This is a genomic window from Providencia sp. PROV003, from assembly GCF_045040775.1.
GTDB classification, from domain to species: Bacteria; Pseudomonadota; Gammaproteobacteria; order Enterobacterales; family Enterobacteriaceae; genus Providencia; species Providencia huashanensis.
Genome location: NZ_CP096369.1, coordinates 2,855,971 through 2,870,926 on the forward strand (window position 1 = coordinate 2,855,971; position 14,956 = coordinate 2,870,926).

Consider the following 14,956-nt stretch of genomic DNA (forward strand, 5'->3'; position numbering starts at 1 on the left):
TAGGCAGTGATTTCACAGTAATCAACCAATAAAATCAGAAGAAATCACTACAATAATGGCGTAAGTTACTTGGTTTCCGCACTAATACGTAATGACCAACCAGGAACATCCTCCCAATAATCACTTTCTTTTTCTAAATCCAGGGCCATCAAGGCATTCTGCACGAGATATTCCTCTGGTAAATAGAGTGCCCAGTGGCATTCATCTGTTTCTATTCGTAATGAAGTCGGGGTTGTTGTTGATTGGCGTTGGTTATTTAATAATATGGCAAGCCGCAAGATTTGAATTAGCGGCATAAATTGTTTTCTTTTAAACAGATTAAATTTGGGAATATCGTCATATTTTATGGCTCGACGGTGATTACGGACTAGCGTGGCTAATAATAATTGCTGCTCTTGATTAAAACCGGGTAGGTTAGTGTTTTGTAAAATATAGGCAGAATGGCGGTGCATGCCACTATGATTAATACTTAACCCGACTTCATGCAGCATAACAGCCCAAATCAAAATAGATTCTAGTTGAGGATTAAGCTGTTTGGGGTTTTGCTGACCCCACTGGTAATACAGCTCTTCCATGGTTTTTAGAACGCGCTTTGCTTGTTCTCTATCAATATTATAGTGCTCGGCAAGGCTTAATGCAGTGCGTTGACGGATATCTTGGTGGCGAAAACGGCCTTCCATTTCATACAGAACCCCTTCACGTAAAGCACCATCGGATAACCGTAATTCTTTAATATCTAATGAATCAAATACAGCCAATAAAATAGCCAGTCCTGGAACGAAAACCTGCTTGCGCTCGTTGGACAAGCCGGGAATGTTTAATGCGCTAAATGACTTATATTTCAACGCCATTTGTTTAATTTCAGCCAGTCGTTCTCGAGTAATAATACCGTCTTTATAGCCAAGTTCTTGTAATACACTATGTGTTGCTTTAATTGTGCCAGAAGCCCCCATTGCAACATCCCATGTGTATTTTTTAAATAAAATAGCCGTACTTTCTAATTTTAAACAGGCGCAAAGATAAGCACGATTAAAAAAATCAGGGGAAATGGTTTCGTTTGGAAAGTAAGTGCGAGCAAAACTGACGCAACCCATTCTGCGGCTTTCAATGAGTAGTGGCTCAAATTTTTCACCGATAACGATTTCCGTAGAGCCGCCCCCGATATCAAGAACAAGCTTGCGACCTTTCTCCGGCTGGGTGTGCTCAACTCCCATAAAAATTAGCCTTGCTTCTTCTTGGCCTGAAATAATTTCAATGGGATAGGGGATAATTTCTTTGGCGCGTTGCAAAAACTGCTTCACATTGGTTGCAACGCGTAATGAGTGGGTGCCAACAATACAAACATTATCAGGCGAAAAACCCTGCAAACGCTCTGCAAATAAAGCTAAACAAGAAAGCCCTCGTTCCATTGCCTCCTCACTGAGTTCGTTGGTATCACTCAGCCCATCAGCAAGGTGGACACGCTTTTTAAGGCGGGTGAGCACTTGTAATGCCCCATTGACAACACGTGCGATGACCATATGAAAACTGTTTGAGCCTAAATCTATTGCCGCAATTTCTTGTGGCCTTGGTGATGATGTTGAGGTTATTGGCATAGTATCAAGCTCTGGTATCTGGTGTTTCAAGTGATTTTAAATATTCATAAACAGCAAGTTGAGAACGTATTTTTCGCTTATTTCCGCGAGGAACATAATGATTACTCAAATCTTTGTCAACATAACGGGCTTTTACTGTATCGCTAAATTGCAATTCTAGAATATCTAAAACACGTTGTTTTAAATGAGGATCAACTAAACTCACTGCAACTTCAATACGATAGTCTATGTTACGAGTCATCCAATCCGCTGATGAAATAAACACTTTTTCGTCCCCTGCATTAGTGAAAACATAGACGCGGTCATGTTCAAGAAAGCGGTCAACGATGCTGGTGACTTGAATATTTTCGCTGTACCCCGATTGACCTGCCACTAAAGAACACATGCCACGGACTAATAAACGAATTTTAACCCCTGCATTAGAGGCATCATACAGTTTATCAGTGAGTTCTTTATCAACTAAATTATTAATTTTTAATGTAATGCCGCTTGGAAGCCCCGAAAGTGCATTGGCTATTTCTTGGTCAATTAAAGCCATTAATTTAATGCGAGTATTTTGTGGTGAGACCATTAAGTTGTCAAAGGTGACTGGGCGGTACGGGTTTTCAATAAAACTAAATACTCGGCGCACTTCATTAGTGATTTGTTCGTTAGCGGTGAGTAATGAATAGTCGGTATATAACCGAGCGGTTTTTTCATTAAAATTACCTGTCCCAATATGGGCATAGCGGATAATTTGGCCTTCTTCCATACGTGAAATGATAAATAATTTCGCATGAATTTTCAGGCCAGGGGCAGAGAAAATAACATGGACACCCGCTTCGGTTAGTCTTTTAGCCCAATGTATATTAGCGGCTTCATCGAAACGTGCTTGCAGTTCAACTACCACTGTGACCTTTTTACCGTTATGGGCGGCGTGGATCACGGAATCAATGATGCGAGAGTCTTTCGCAACACGGTAGATATTGATTTTTATCGACAATACATTAGGGTCAAAGGAAGCCTGACGCAGTAATTCTAAAGTATGCTCAAAGGTATAATAAGGGTAATACAGCAGTACATCACGTTCTCTAATAGCATCAAAGCCATTGCGGAAATTATCAAACCAGCGGTGACGTAACCTTGGTAGAGGTTTGTTTAATAAGTTTTTATTCCCTTCATTAGGGAAGTTAATAAAGTCTTTAAAGTTATGATAGCGCCCACCTGCAATGACCGAGTCGTCATTAGATAACCCCAATTTTTCACGTAACAAAGCAACCATTTCATCAGGCATATCACGTTGATACACAAAACGAACTGGCTCTGCGGTTAAACGTTGCTTTAACGTTGAAGACATAATCTCAAGCAAGCTCGATTCCATTTCTGAGGCGATGTCATATTCGGCATCACGGGTCATTTTCATCGAATAGGCGTTGAGCTCATCATAATCGAAAAAACCTTTAAAAATTTCATCGAGGGTATAACGTAAGATATTATCAATTAATATCATTGATTTACGTCTTTTCGGCTTTTCTGGTGGTAAGTTAACAAACCTTGGAACTTTATCAGATGGAATTTCTAATAAGGCGTATTGAATGTGGTTACCATTAATGATTTCTATCGCAAGATAGGTGTAATCGTCTTTCAGAAACTCGACTAAATCAGTATCTGGATTGATTAAAATGGGGGTGATGTGCTGGCGTAGATTTTGCCGGAAATACTGACGTAACCAAATCTGCTGACGTGGGGAAATTTGCCGTTCATTGATTAAAAATATTTGGTTACGAGCCATTTCAAGTAACAAATCATTATACAGAACGTCAAACTCTTGTTCCTGTTTGGCAACTTTAGATTGGATGCGCTTTAATAAGTGACGGGCACCACTTGCTGAGCCGCGTTCTTCATTGATTAAAATCCGGCGTTTCACATCAGCAAAACGAACTTTATAAAACTCATCTAAGTTATTGGAGTAAATGCCCAAAAAACGCATACGCTCAATAAGAGGGTTACGCTTATCGGCTGCTTCTTGTAAAACGCGCTCGTTAAAAGATAGCCAGCTTAACTCTTTTTCATGATAGAGACGTTCTTGGGACATTATAACTCCGTATTAGACGCTTGTTACTTTTTAAGGCTTTGATTTCAGCCAGCTAACTAAATATGTTGTTTAATCGCTTTATCTTGAGCAACAACACTTTCTGGGTTAGCAGACTGTTGTTTCATCGCAAAATATTGATGCTGGAAAATACACATGCGGATAGCCGTGTGGTAGCGCCCATTTACGAAAAATTCGTCAATCAACTCACCTTCAGTATGAAAGCCTAGTTTATTATAAATATGGATAGCTTTGATATTTTCTTTATCAACAATTAGGTAAAGTTTATATAAATTTAATACAGAGAAAGCATAGTCCATTGCAAGCTTTGCTGCACGACTTGCGTGGCCACGACCTTGATGGCTTGGTGCAATAATAATTTGGAATTCAGAGCGACGGTGAATATAGTCAATTTCAACAAGCTCAACTAAACCCACTTTTTCGCTATCATTCTCAACAATAAAGCGCCGTTCGGATTGGTCATGAATATGTTTATCGTAAAGATCGCTTAGCTCAACAAAGGCCTCATAAGGCTCTTCAAACCAGTAACGCATAACACTGGCATTATTATCAAGTTGATGAATAAATGCTAAATCTTCACGTTCAAGTGGGCGCAACCTAAACGGATGAACTTGCCCGGTAGTCATAAAACACCTCTAAGTTAGTGAGTAAAATGTTATTTATAAAAACGTTGCGTCTAGGATAACATGGTTTTTCGATAAAATAATGACACAGCACAGACAGATCTACTCCTTGTTGAAGAATAGTTCACTTTATGCAGAGGGATTTGATTAACCGCTAAAAATAAAAGAGAAAAGGGCGGAAACTCCGCCCTTAGCTAACAATATAAATTATAGCGTTGATGATGCAATAGAATAACCATTCGGTGGTAAAATTTGGTTGTCTAATAACGCGTTACCATCGTGCATCGACAAACGGCCACTAATAAACCATTCAACAACGATTGGGTAAATGGTATGTTCTTGCGTTTTTACGCGCTCAATAAGAAGTTCTTCGGTATCACCAGTGAAAATAGGTACTTTGGCTTGTAAAATTACAGGCCCACCGTCAAGCTGTTCTGTAACAAAATGTACGGATGTACCATGTTCTTTATCGCCATTTTCCAGCGCCTTCCGATGAGTGTGTAACCCAGGGTATTTGGGCAATAAAGAAGGGTGGATATTGAGCAATTTCCCCGTAAAGTGATTAACGAAAGGTGCAGTTAAAACCCGCATAAAACCAGCTAGAACAATTAAATCTGGCTGGTATTGTTCAATATATTCTAACAGGGCGGTGTCATAAGCTTGGCGGTCGGTATATTGTGTCGCATCAAGGTAGAAGGCGGGTATCCCAGCCTTCTGTGCACGGACAAGACCATAAGCGTTGCCTTGGTTGCTCACAACCGCGGCAATTTGAGCATCAATTTCCCCTGAATGGCAGCTATCAATTAATGACTGCAAATTACTACCACTGCCTGAAATGAGAACAACAATTTTCTTCATTAGCGGATCACAACCTGCTCTTCCCCCACAGGAAGCTCACCAATAGTACCAATTTGCCAAGCTTTTTCACCAAGTTGGGTTAATAATGCTAAAGCAGCTTCAACTTCACTTGGTGGTAAGGCGACGATGATGCCCACACCGCAGTTAAAAGTGCGGTACATTTCGTGGGTACTGACATCACCAGCTTGTTGTAGCCAGTCAAAGACAGCAGGCCATTGCCAGCTATTTCCATCAATAATTGCTTGGGTGTTATCAGGTAATACACGAGGAATATTTTCCCAGAAACCACCCCCTGTGATATGTGCGATTGCATGGATATCACGGTTAGCAATCAGTTCTAATACGTTTTTAACATAAATACGGGTTGGTTCTAATAAATGGTCAGCTAAAGGTTTACCGTCTAATTGTGTGGTTTCCGGATTAGTTTGGCTAACGTCTAAAATTTTACGTACCAAAGAATAACCATTTGAATGAGGACCACTTGAGGCTAAAGCAATTAATGCATCCCCTGCACTGACTTTGCTGCCATCGATGATCTCGGAGCGTTCGACGACACCGACACAGAAACCTGCAACGTCGTAATCTTCCCCATGGTACATGCCGGGCATTTCTGCTGTTTCGCCGCCAACTAATGCGCAGCCTGATTGTTTACAGCCTTCTGCGATACCAGTGATAACGCTTGCCGCAGTGTCGACATCAAGTTTACCGGTTGCATAATAATCGAGGAAAAACAGTGGCTCAGCACCTTGAACGATTAGGTCATTGACACACATCGCAACCAAGTCAATACCAATAGTATTATGGCGTTTTAAATCCATTGCTAGACGTAATTTTGTGCCTACACCGTCAGTACCTGATACGAGTACAGGTTCACGATATTTTTGAGGCAGGGAACATAATGCGCCGAACCCCCCAAGCCCGCCCATGACTTCTGGACGGCGAGTTTCCTTCACCACACCTTTAATACGTTCAACCAAGGCGTTACCTGCATCAATATCGACACCGGCATCTTTATAGCTAAGAGAGGTTTTATCAGTCACTACGGCCCCCAAGGCAATTACATTTTGAGAAAATTAACTTCATTAGCATTATTCTAACAGGCTAGGCAAACGTTTGCGATAGCTTTATCAATGAAAATTTTTGTCATTGTCAGGGGAAAAGAAATGACAATATTCAGTAAATAAACATCAGCCAAAAGAAATGAGGTCACGGAGATGGTGATTGCTGTTTATCAAATATCAACTTAGCTGAGATAAGCTATAATATGAAAAAAATGGGTCTAATTGTTGTTGTTTTGACCAAAGTCAAGGGTAATCTAGTGGCAATCGTAGCTAAAAGAGGTATAATCCGGCGATTTTTTTGTCCGCCGACGTCTTAAATAGTAGGAGAAAACCATGAAGATCGTTGAGGTAAACCACCCTCTCGTTAAACATAAACTCGGCCTGATGCGAGATCATGATATAAGCACTAAACGCTTTCGTGAACTGGCCTCAGAGGTTGGTAGCCTACTGACTTATGAAGCAACCGCTGACCTTGAAACTGAAAAAGTGACTATCGATGGTTGGTGTGGTCCTGTAGAAATAGAACAAATTAAAGGTAAGAAAATCACTGTAGTACCAATTCTCCGTGCAGGTATTGGTATGATGAATGGTGTGTTAGACAGTATTCCAAGTGCACGTATCAGTGTGGTTGGTGTTTATCGTGATGAAGAAACACTACAACCAGTTCCCTACTTTCAAAAACTCGCCTCCAACATTGAAGAGCGTATGGCACTCGTTGTTGACCCAATGCTAGCAACGGGTGGTTCAATGATTGCGACTATCGACTTGTTAAAAAATGCAGGTTGTACGTCAATTAAGATACTTGTGCTTGTGGCTGCTCCTGAAGGTATTAAAGCTTTAGAAGCCGTACATCCTGATGTTGAATTATATACCGCTTCCATAGATGAGCGTCTTAATGAAGATGGTTATATCGTTCCGGGTCTGGGTGACGCGGGTGATAAGATATTTGGTACAAAATAATGATAAGCCGACTGAGAAGTCGGCTTTTTTTTGATTTATTCGTAGAGAACCACTGTATTTAAAGTGATAAGCCAATTCAGTAAAAAATTGCTAAAAGGGGATAAAATAAAATGACACGTCGCACCATCAGTGTTGAAGAAAGACCGCCATTACTCCAAACCATACCACTGAGCTTCCAGCATTTATTTGCTATGTTTGGCGCAACCGTTGTCGTACCGATTCTGTTTGGCGTAAACCCAGCAACAATATTATTGTTTAACGGGATAGGCACCCTGTTGTATTTATTTATCTGTAAAGGCCAAATTCCTGCTTATTTAGGGTCTAGTTTTGCTTTTATTTCGCCGGTATTGATTTTATTGCCACTCGGTTATGAATTGGCACTGGGTGGCTTTATTATTTGTGGTGTATTGTTTTGTCTTGTTGCATTGATTGTTAAAGTTGCGGGAAGGGGGTGGATTAACGTGATGTTCCCACCCGCGGCTATGGGGGCGATTGTTGCCGTTATCGGTTTAGAATTAGCTCAAACAGCAGCAAGTATGGCTGGCTTATTGCCTAAAGATGGCGCCACAGTCGATAGCAATACACTAATCATTTCCCTGACGACATTATCTGTAACTATCCTTTGTGCGGTTGTTTTTCGTGGTTTTTTATCTATCATTCCGATTCTAATTGGTTTTTTAGTTGGTTATGCACTTTCTTACTTTATGGGCATTGTCGATTTTACACCCGTAATCGAAGCACCTTGGTTTGCAATTCCAACTTTTTATACGCCACGCTTTGAATGGTTTGCTATCTTAACCATTTTGCCTGCTGCATTAGTGGTAATTGCAGAACATGTTGGCCACCTAGTTGTGACTGCAAATATTGTTGAACGGGATTTGATGAAAACACCGGGCTTACATCGTTCTATGTTTGCAAACGGTTTTTCTACTGTAATTTCTGGTTTTTTTGGTTCCACTCCGAATACGACATATGGCGAAAATATCGGTGTTATGGCCATTACTAAGGTATACAGTACTTGGGTTATTGGTGGTGCAGCGGTAATAGCGATATTACTTTCTTGCATTGGTAAGTTAGCTGCGGCGATCCAATTAGTGCCGGTACCGGTGATGGGTGGGGTATCACTCTTATTATACGGGGTAATTGGAGCATCGGGTATCCGTGTTTTAATTGATTCGAAAGTGGATTACAACAAACCGCAAAACTTGATTTTGACGTCAGTGATTTTAATTATAGGTGTCAGTGGGGCGGTGATCCATATTGGTCAAGCAGAACTTAAAGGTATGGCACTGGCTACGATTGTTGGTATTTGTATGGCATTGTTATTCCGCTTTATTACCTTTGTCCGGCCTGAGAAACAGTTTGTGACATCAGAAGTGCAAGAGCTTAATAGTCATAAAAAATAATTCACATTGTTTTCAATACGCCGCTCAAAATATTGGGCGGCAATTGGAAACCGTTCTTATTCATCTCTCCTCGTTTTTTATGGTAAACTGGGAGATGAAAATTGATTTGTACAGCCAGAGGCGCTTCTGAACACACCATCACAGCTTTCATTACCACTATATCTTCCAGATGATGAAACCTTTGCTAGCTTCTATGCCGGGGAGAATGGGGCGTTGTTGTCTGCTATTCAGTCTGCAATTATTCAACCACATGGTAGTTATATCTATTATTGGTCGCGTGAAGGTGGTGGGAAAAGCCATTTATTGCATGCTGCATGTGCTGAGCTTTCTGAACAGGGTGTTGCTGTAGGCTATGTACCACTCGATAAACGTGCATATTTTGTTCCTGAAGTATTAGATGGCATGGAACATTTATCATTGGTTTGTATCGATAACATCCAATGTATAGCGGGTGATGAAGAATGGGAAATGGCTATTTTCAATTTATATAACCGTATTTTAGAAATTGGCCGTACTTGCCTGTTAATTACGGGTGATAGACCCCCACGGCAGATTGAGTTGAAATTACCGGATTTGGCCTCTCGCCTTGATTGGGGGCAAATCTACAAGCTGCATCCACTTAGTGATGAAGATAAAATATGGGCTCTTCAATTACGTGCGCGTATCCGTGGTTTTGAGCTTCCTGAAGACGTCTGCCGGTTTGTGTTAAAACGTCTTGATAGAAAAATGGGGACATTGTTCGATATTCTCAATAAACTTGACCATGCCTCGATTGTTGCACAGCGAAAACTCACCATTCCATTTGTCAAAGATATCTTAAAGCTCTAGTCAATATTATTGATTAAATCAATATATAAAACTAAAGGCGATAGACTCATGCATATCGCCTTTTAAACAATGTTTGGTAGAAAAGAAATAACTTAAGTCAAACTCAATAATATATTGAGTACGACTTTTATCACCAAACAGTTTTTATAAAATTTCAAGTACCTGCTCAGGTGGCCGGCCTAAACGTGCTTTATCGCCGTTAACCACAATAGGGCGCTCAATCAGCTTCGGGTTTTCATGCATCGCTTTAATTAGTTGATCCTGTGTTAAGCCGTCATCACTTAAATTCAATTCTTTATATAAATCTTCTTTGGTGCGCATTAACTGACGAGCATCTTTAAACCCTAACATCTTGAGCAGTTTTTTGATTTCACCCGTTGTTGGGGGTGTTTTTAAGTATTCAACCACAGTGGGAACAATGCCTTTTTGCTCTAACAGGGCTAAGGTTTCACGGCTTTTAGAGCAACGAGGGTTGTGGTAAATCTTAATCGAATCCGTCATTATATTAACTCCTTACGGTTTTGCATTTTTATCACGTAATTGCAGTTTTATTAGTGCATCGATTCGTGCATCATAGCGCTGTTGTTCATAACTGCCTAATTTGCTCTTACGGCTAGCATCAGTGAGATAATTAATCGCAGTATCATAATTTCCGCGCAGTGCCATACCTTCAGCATAAGCTGCTAACTCTTCAGTACGGTTACCTTGTTTAGCAGACGCCTCTGCCAGTAGATCCCAACCGATGGGGTCATCTGGATAATCGAAAGTGTATTTATTTAGCAAGGTTCTGGCTTCTTTATATTGATGGTCATTAATTAATGCATTCGCAAGATTAACAATAAACACCGTATTTTGAGGGGATTTCTTCAAGGCATTTTGCAAGCGCGTAACGGCTTTTGATACACGCTTTTGCTCAATATCAATATCCGTCATGGTATCGATAAACCAAGGGTTATCAGGCTGTTTAGCTAATAATTCAGCCATGATTTTACCTGCATCTGCGTATTTTTTATCTTGCGACAGAATCAAGGCTTTACCATACTGCGCGGCTATTTGTTCTTGTGCAGAGCCTTTCCCATAATTTTCAATAATCTGGTCTAATGCATGTTTTTGGTCTGAACTATACATTGCCAATATACGGACTCTGGCTAACATAAAATCCAGTGAAGATGGCACGCTGACTTTAGCGTATTGATTTGAACGGTTTCGAGCATCCGCTAAGCGGCTATCTGGTAAGGGGTGCGTTAGCAAAATTTCAGGGGGTTTAGACATATAGCGTGTTTGGTCTGACATCGTTTGCATAAAATCAGCCATTGCATGGGGGTCAAAACCAGAACGCCTTAGTGTTTGTAAACCAATACGGTCAGCTTCTTGTTCATTCGCTTGTGTAAAGCTGATCATGCCTTGTTGCACACCGGCCATCGTGCTTGTCAGTGCGGCAAAACCTGCTTGCGGATTTGCCATCACTAATAATAAAGAACCAATCGTCCCCGCAATCGCAAGAGGGGTGGTACTTTTTTGATCCTCCATCATCCTGGCAAGATGCCGTTGGGTGACGTGTGAAATTTCGTGGGCCATCACCGAAGCGAGTTGGCTCTCATTTTGGCTGTAACGAAATAACGCGGAGTGTAATACGACATTACCGCCAAAATAGGCGTAAGCATTAATATTAGGGTTATTAACGAGATAAAACTTAAACGGTGTTTTAACTGAATCGGCATTCTTTACTAACCGCATACCAAGTTTGTTAACATATTGAGTCAACAATGGGTCGTAAATGAGTGGTGTACTAGCACGGATTTGGCGTGTAATAGCATCACCCATAATAATTTCTTGGTTGATGCTCAGTGTGCCCCCAGCTGTGGTGCCAATATCAGGTAAGGTGTCTTCTATGGCACTATAAGCAGGTAAAACTGCACCGTTCATCAGTGCGGCGATCATGAAAGCCAATAATGGGTGTTTGAATTTTTTCTTCATGAAACGTGAGTATCCCATACAACATTTAAAATTTAGGGTAAGTACCGACTTTATTTCGAGTGTATATAGGGTAAGGCAGCAAATAACTCGAAAAGTTTAAAACATATGATAGCAAAAGCTATCGTTAAATCTGTTCTTCGGTATAATTTTCGATAATTTAAGAACTGTCCTTTGTGTTATTTCCCCAGGAGCTACAAATGCTGGAATTGTTTTTACAGTGGTATCGTCGGCGTTTTGCTGACCCACAAGCCGTTGCACTTTTTACACTACTGGTTTCTGGTTTTGTGATCATTTTCTTTTTCAGCAGTATACTAGCTCCGTTATTGGCAGCAATTGCTTTAGCTTATTTACTCGAGTGGCCGACGCATTTACTACAACGTGCGGGGTTATCACGCTCTTTTGCTGTGAGTATCATTTTGACCCTATTTGCGGGAATAAGTGCCATGGTGATTTTAATTATTGCCCCGACAGCTTGGCAGCAAGGTATTAATTTGATGGCCGATCTACCGAATATGGTTAACCGTTTCAATGAATTTGCACAGAAACTCCCTGAGCAATACCCTGCATTGGTTGATGTTGGCATTATTGATATGATGGCTGATAATTTACGCAGTCGCATGTCAGGTATTGCAGACTCTGTCGTAAAAGCGTCTGTGGCATCACTGATTGGCATTTTTACTTTAGCTGTTTATTTGGTTTTAGTTCCACTGATGACATTTTTCCTATTAAAAGATAAAGAACGTATTAGCCAAAGTTTTTTAAAGCTATTACCTAAAAACCGTTTATTAGTAGGTAAAGTCTGGGTAGAAATGAACGAGCAAATTACCAACTATCTACGTGGCAAGGTAACAGAAATGGTGATTGTGGGTGTCGTCACTTATTTATGTTTTGCGTATTTTGACTTGCGGTACTCAGTATTATTATCAGTGTTGGTAGGGGTTGCTGTTTTGATCCCGTATATTGGTGCGGTAGCAGCAACAATTCCTGTCGTTATTGTTGGGTTATTTCAATTTGGTATTGGTAGTGAGTTTTGGTACTTGATGCTGGCTTATTTAGTGATCCAAGGGCTGGATAGCAATGTTGTGGTGCCTTTGTTGTTTTCAGAAGCCGTCAATCTACATCCACTAGTGATTATTTTATCTGTTGTCGTTTTTGGTGGTTTATGGGGAGTGTGGGGGGTGTTTTTTGCAATCCCATTGGCAACGCTTATTAAAGCGGTTATTCATGTGTGGCCTGAAGACACCAACGAATTAGTAAAATAAGTTTAGAAAATAGTGCTGTATGGCCCATACAGCACTATATAAAGACTAAAAGTTAAGCGTTCGCGGTAATGTATTCGAGGACGATTTCGTGGTGATTGCTGGTTTTGAAATTGTCAAATACGTGTTCTATTTTCCCTGTTGGGTCAATGAGGAAACTGATACGATGAATGCCATCATAGGTTTTCCCCATAAATTGTTTTTCACCCCAAACCCCAAATTGCTCACATACTTGGTGCTCTTCGTCTGATAATAAAGTGAAGTTCAACATTTCTTTTTCAACGAAACGAGAAAGTTTCTCTGGTTTGTCTGTGCTAATCCCTAAAACCTCGACACCTTTCGCTTTTAGTGTGTCCATTTCATCACGCAAACCACACGCTTGAACGGTACAACCTGGAGTCATCGCTTTAGGATAAAAGTAAACTAATACGCGCTGACCCTGATAATCAGAAAGATTGATGATCTCACCATCTTGGTCAGGAAGGCTAAATTGAGGCGCCTTATCACCGGCTTTCAATGGGTTCATTACATATATCTCCGTTAACTCTGCATATTGGGGTTGTTGATAATGCTTATGTTGCCTTTAGCATTTAGCATTGTACATAGTTGTTGAAATTTGTTTTTTATAATTATGCCGTTATCGTCCAACGGGTCGTGTGCAGTAATCTGAATTTCCAGTTGAGCGGGCATATCATTATTGGCTGGTTGAGTCTTAGAAACAAGCTCTGCAATATTACATTGCGAAGTTGTGAATAAATTTGTGAATTGCTCGACAATCCGTGGTGCATCGTCGACAACCACGTTCACCGTTACTGTCGATGGGTAATAGGTTGTTTGAACACTTTGAGTTCTTTTCATGACAATCAGCAAGTCAAGTTCCGCCCCTTTAGGAGGCAATGTCGCCTCTAATAGAGTGATGGCATTCCAACTGCCGGATAACATCATAATAAACGTAAACTCCTTGCCAAACATCGCTAAGCGACTATCTTCAATATTACAGTCACACTCACTAACGAGGCGAGTAATCGTGTTCACAATGCCCGGACGATCTGTTCCCAGCGCAGTAATCACAAGAAATTGCTGTTCAGTCTTAGGCAAAGTCTGTCCCTTAATGTTTTTGATTATGTCAGTTAAACACTTAATTAGAATATAGCAGTAAATACAGTTGTCATAAAACTGACGCCAGATGCAGGTAAGGAAACCATAAAAAATGGCATCTGCCAAGAGAAAGCACACACTCTTGCGAGAAATATCAGCGAATTATTACTTCTATTTAAGTTAATGTCTCTGGCATTAACAAAATTCATTAAAATCTTGCTGTTGGGTGGTTTTCTTCTTGGAAATGAAAAAGTAACATGGGGGTTCAATTATTAAGGGGGTATCGTCATGGCTAATGGAAACGCAAATTATAAAGATTTTTTAATGGGAAGCATTGTTGCAGTTATAACACCGATGGACTCAGCGGGGCGTTTAGATAAAGCCAGTCTGAAAAAACTGGTGGATTACCATGTTGAAAGCGGAACATCTGCCATTGTTTCTGTTGGTACAACAGGCGAATCAGCAACCTTAACTCACAAAGAACATGTGGATGTAGTGAAAGCCACCTTAGAACTTGCTGATGGGCGTATCCCAATTATTGCTGGTGCAGGTGCAAATGCGACAGCAGAAGCTATCTCTTTAACCAATGAATTTGAAAATAGTGGGGTAGTTGCTTGCCTGACGGTAACACCTTATTATAATAGGCCTTCTCAGGAAGGGCTATATCAACATTTTAAAGCAATTTCAGAGAACACTAGCTTGCCACAGATTCTTTATAATGTACCATCACGGACAGGCTGCGATATGTTACCTGAAACCGTAGGGCGTTTAGCGAAATTGGCGAATATTGTCGCAATTAAAGAAGCGACAGGGAACTTAGCTAGGGTTCATCAAATCAAAGAACTGGTTGATGATGATTTTGTACTGTTAACCGGTGATGACGCGACAGCACTCGATTTCATGCAACTCGGTGGAAAGGGCGTTATTTCAGTAACTTCTAACGTTGCTGCACCGCAGATGGTAAAAATGTGTGACTTAGCGCTTGCAGGCAAATATACTGAAGCGCGCGAATTAAACAAAAAACTGATGGGGTTACATCTTCAGTTGTTTGTTGAACCAAATCCAATTCCAGCGAAATGGGGCTGTCATCGCTTAGGCTTGATTACAGATGGTACATTGCGGTTACCTATGACACCGCTAACCAGCTCAGGCCAGCAAAAAGTGGAAGAAGCCTTGAAACTCGCTGGGTTACTGTAAAA

At 40.7% G+C, this 14,956-nt stretch carries 14 protein-coding genes; 5 read left to right on the plus strand and 9 right to left on the minus strand.

Annotated features, from left to right (window positions below):
- Window positions 1-65: 65 nt before the first annotated feature.
- From ppx to purM, 5 genes are all read right to left on the minus strand, one after another.
- The gene (gene ppx / locus M1F14_RS13045; RefSeq protein ID WP_181468517.1) at window positions 66-1,595 is read right to left on the minus strand and encodes an exopolyphosphatase; all 1,530 of its coding nucleotides are present in this window, start codon (window positions 1,593-1,595) and stop codon (window positions 66-68) included.
- Between the two features lie 4 nt (window positions 1,596-1,599).
- A complete protein-coding gene (ppk1, locus tag M1F14_RS13050) occupies window positions 1,600-3,669 on the minus strand; it encodes a polyphosphate kinase 1 (RefSeq protein ID WP_042843534.1) in 2,070 nt (689 codons plus the stop codon).
- A gap of 56 nt (window positions 3,670-3,725) precedes the next feature.
- Window positions 3,726-4,313 carry a spermidine N1-acetyltransferase gene (gene speG / locus M1F14_RS13055; protein ID WP_042843535.1) on the minus strand — a complete coding sequence of 196 codons (588 nt, stop codon included), beginning with the start codon at window positions 4,311-4,313 and terminating at the stop codon, window positions 3,726-3,728.
- Window positions 4,314-4,517: 204 nt separating this feature from the next.
- Window positions 4,518-5,168, minus strand: a complete 651-nt coding sequence (gene purN / locus M1F14_RS13060) for a phosphoribosylglycinamide formyltransferase (protein ID WP_042843536.1) — start codon at window positions 5,166-5,168, stop codon at window positions 4,518-4,520.
- Window positions 5,168-6,208: a phosphoribosylformylglycinamidine cyclo-ligase gene (gene purM, locus M1F14_RS13065; RefSeq protein WP_042843537.1), complete on the minus strand. Its 1,041-nt coding sequence runs from the start codon at window positions 6,206-6,208 to the stop codon at window positions 5,168-5,170. The genes purN and purM overlap by 1 nt, the downstream gene beginning before the upstream one ends.
- 354 nt (window positions 6,209-6,562) lie before the next feature.
- Between purM and upp the strand changes: the two genes are divergently transcribed.
- The 3 genes from upp (at window position 6,563) to hda (ending at window position 9,423) form a co-directional block, all read left to right on the plus strand.
- Complete coding sequence (gene upp / locus M1F14_RS13070; protein WP_042843538.1) at window positions 6,563-7,189, plus strand: uracil phosphoribosyltransferase; 627 nt, start codon at window positions 6,563-6,565, stop codon at window positions 7,187-7,189.
- Between the two features lie 110 nt (window positions 7,190-7,299).
- On the plus strand, window positions 7,300-8,595 hold the full coding sequence (uraA, locus tag M1F14_RS13075; RefSeq protein WP_042843539.1) for a uracil permease: 1,296 nt from the start codon (window positions 7,300-7,302) through the stop codon (window positions 8,593-8,595).
- 126 nt (window positions 8,596-8,721) lie between these two features.
- Window positions 8,722-9,423: a DnaA inactivator Hda gene (hda, locus tag M1F14_RS13080; RefSeq protein WP_042843540.1), complete on the plus strand. Its 702-nt coding sequence runs from the start codon at window positions 8,722-8,724 to the stop codon at window positions 9,421-9,423.
- Window positions 9,424-9,567: 144 nt separating this feature from the next.
- Here hda and arsC read toward each other — a convergent pair whose 3' ends face one another.
- Both arsC and M1F14_RS13090 read right to left on the minus strand, forming a co-directional pair.
- Entirely contained in the window at window positions 9,568-9,924 is a 357-nt protein-coding gene (arsC, locus tag M1F14_RS13085; protein WP_048607347.1) for an arsenate reductase (glutaredoxin), read from the minus strand.
- Window positions 9,925-9,936: 12 nt separating this feature from the next.
- Entirely contained in the window at window positions 9,937-11,400 is a 1,464-nt protein-coding gene (locus M1F14_RS13090) for a M48 family metallopeptidase (protein ID WP_042843542.1), read from the minus strand.
- A 197-nt stretch (window positions 11,401-11,597) separates the two neighbouring features.
- Here M1F14_RS13090 and M1F14_RS13095 point away from each other — a divergent pair, with 197 nt between their 5' ends.
- A complete protein-coding gene (locus M1F14_RS13095; protein WP_042843543.1) occupies window positions 11,598-12,662 on the plus strand; it encodes an AI-2E family transporter in 1,065 nt (354 codons plus the stop codon).
- 52 nt (window positions 12,663-12,714) lie between these two features.
- Here M1F14_RS13095 and bcp read toward each other — a convergent pair whose 3' ends face one another.
- Both bcp and M1F14_RS13105 read right to left on the minus strand, forming a co-directional pair.
- The gene (gene bcp / locus M1F14_RS13100) at window positions 12,715-13,185 is read right to left on the minus strand and encodes a thioredoxin-dependent thiol peroxidase (protein ID WP_042843545.1); all 471 of its coding nucleotides are present in this window, start codon (window positions 13,183-13,185) and stop codon (window positions 12,715-12,717) included.
- Window positions 13,186-13,199: 14 nt separating this feature from the next.
- Window positions 13,200-13,757: a glycine cleavage system transcriptional repressor gene (locus tag M1F14_RS13105; protein ID WP_042843546.1), complete on the minus strand. Its 558-nt coding sequence runs from the start codon at window positions 13,755-13,757 to the stop codon at window positions 13,200-13,202.
- Window positions 13,758-14,081: 324 nt separating this feature from the next.
- Between M1F14_RS13105 and dapA the strand changes: the two genes are divergently transcribed.
- Complete coding sequence (dapA, locus tag M1F14_RS13110; RefSeq protein WP_042844313.1) at window positions 14,082-14,954, plus strand: 4-hydroxy-tetrahydrodipicolinate synthase; 873 nt, start codon at window positions 14,082-14,084, stop codon at window positions 14,952-14,954.
- Window positions 14,955-14,956: the final 2 nt, after the last annotated feature.

Bases quoted from the DNA above. Each gene is read 5' to 3' on its own strand.
- dapA (WP_042844313.1), top strand. From the start codon at position 14,082: ATGGGAAGCATTGTTGCAGTTATAACACCGATGGACTCAGCGGGGCGT.
- ppx (WP_181468517.1), bottom strand. From the start codon at position 1,595: ATGCCAATAACCTCAACATCATCACCAAGGCCACAAGAAATTGCGGCA.
- purN (WP_042843536.1), bottom strand. From the start codon at position 5,168: ATGAAGAAAATTGTTGTTCTCATTTCAGGCAGTGGTAGTAATTTGCAG.
- bcp (WP_042843545.1), bottom strand. From the start codon at position 13,185: ATGAACCCATTGAAAGCCGGTGATAAGGCGCCTCAATTTAGCCTTCCT.
- uraA (WP_042843539.1), top strand. From the start codon at position 7,300: ATGACACGTCGCACCATCAGTGTTGAAGAAAGACCGCCATTACTCCAA.
- upp (WP_042843538.1), top strand. From the start codon at position 6,563: ATGAAGATCGTTGAGGTAAACCACCCTCTCGTTAAACATAAACTCGGC.
- arsC (WP_048607347.1), bottom strand. From the start codon at position 9,924: ATGACGGATTCGATTAAGATTTACCACAACCCTCGTTGCTCTAAAAGC.
- speG (WP_042843535.1), bottom strand. From the start codon at position 4,313: ATGACTACCGGGCAAGTTCATCCGTTTAGGTTGCGCCCACTTGAACGT.
- M1F14_RS13095 (WP_042843543.1), top strand. From the start codon at position 11,598: ATGCTGGAATTGTTTTTACAGTGGTATCGTCGGCGTTTTGCTGACCCA.
- M1F14_RS13090 (WP_042843542.1), bottom strand. From the start codon at position 11,400: ATGAAGAAAAAATTCAAACACCCATTATTGGCTTTCATGATCGCCGCA.
- ppk1 (WP_042843534.1), bottom strand. From the start codon at position 3,669: ATGTCCCAAGAACGTCTCTATCATGAAAAAGAGTTAAGCTGGCTATCT.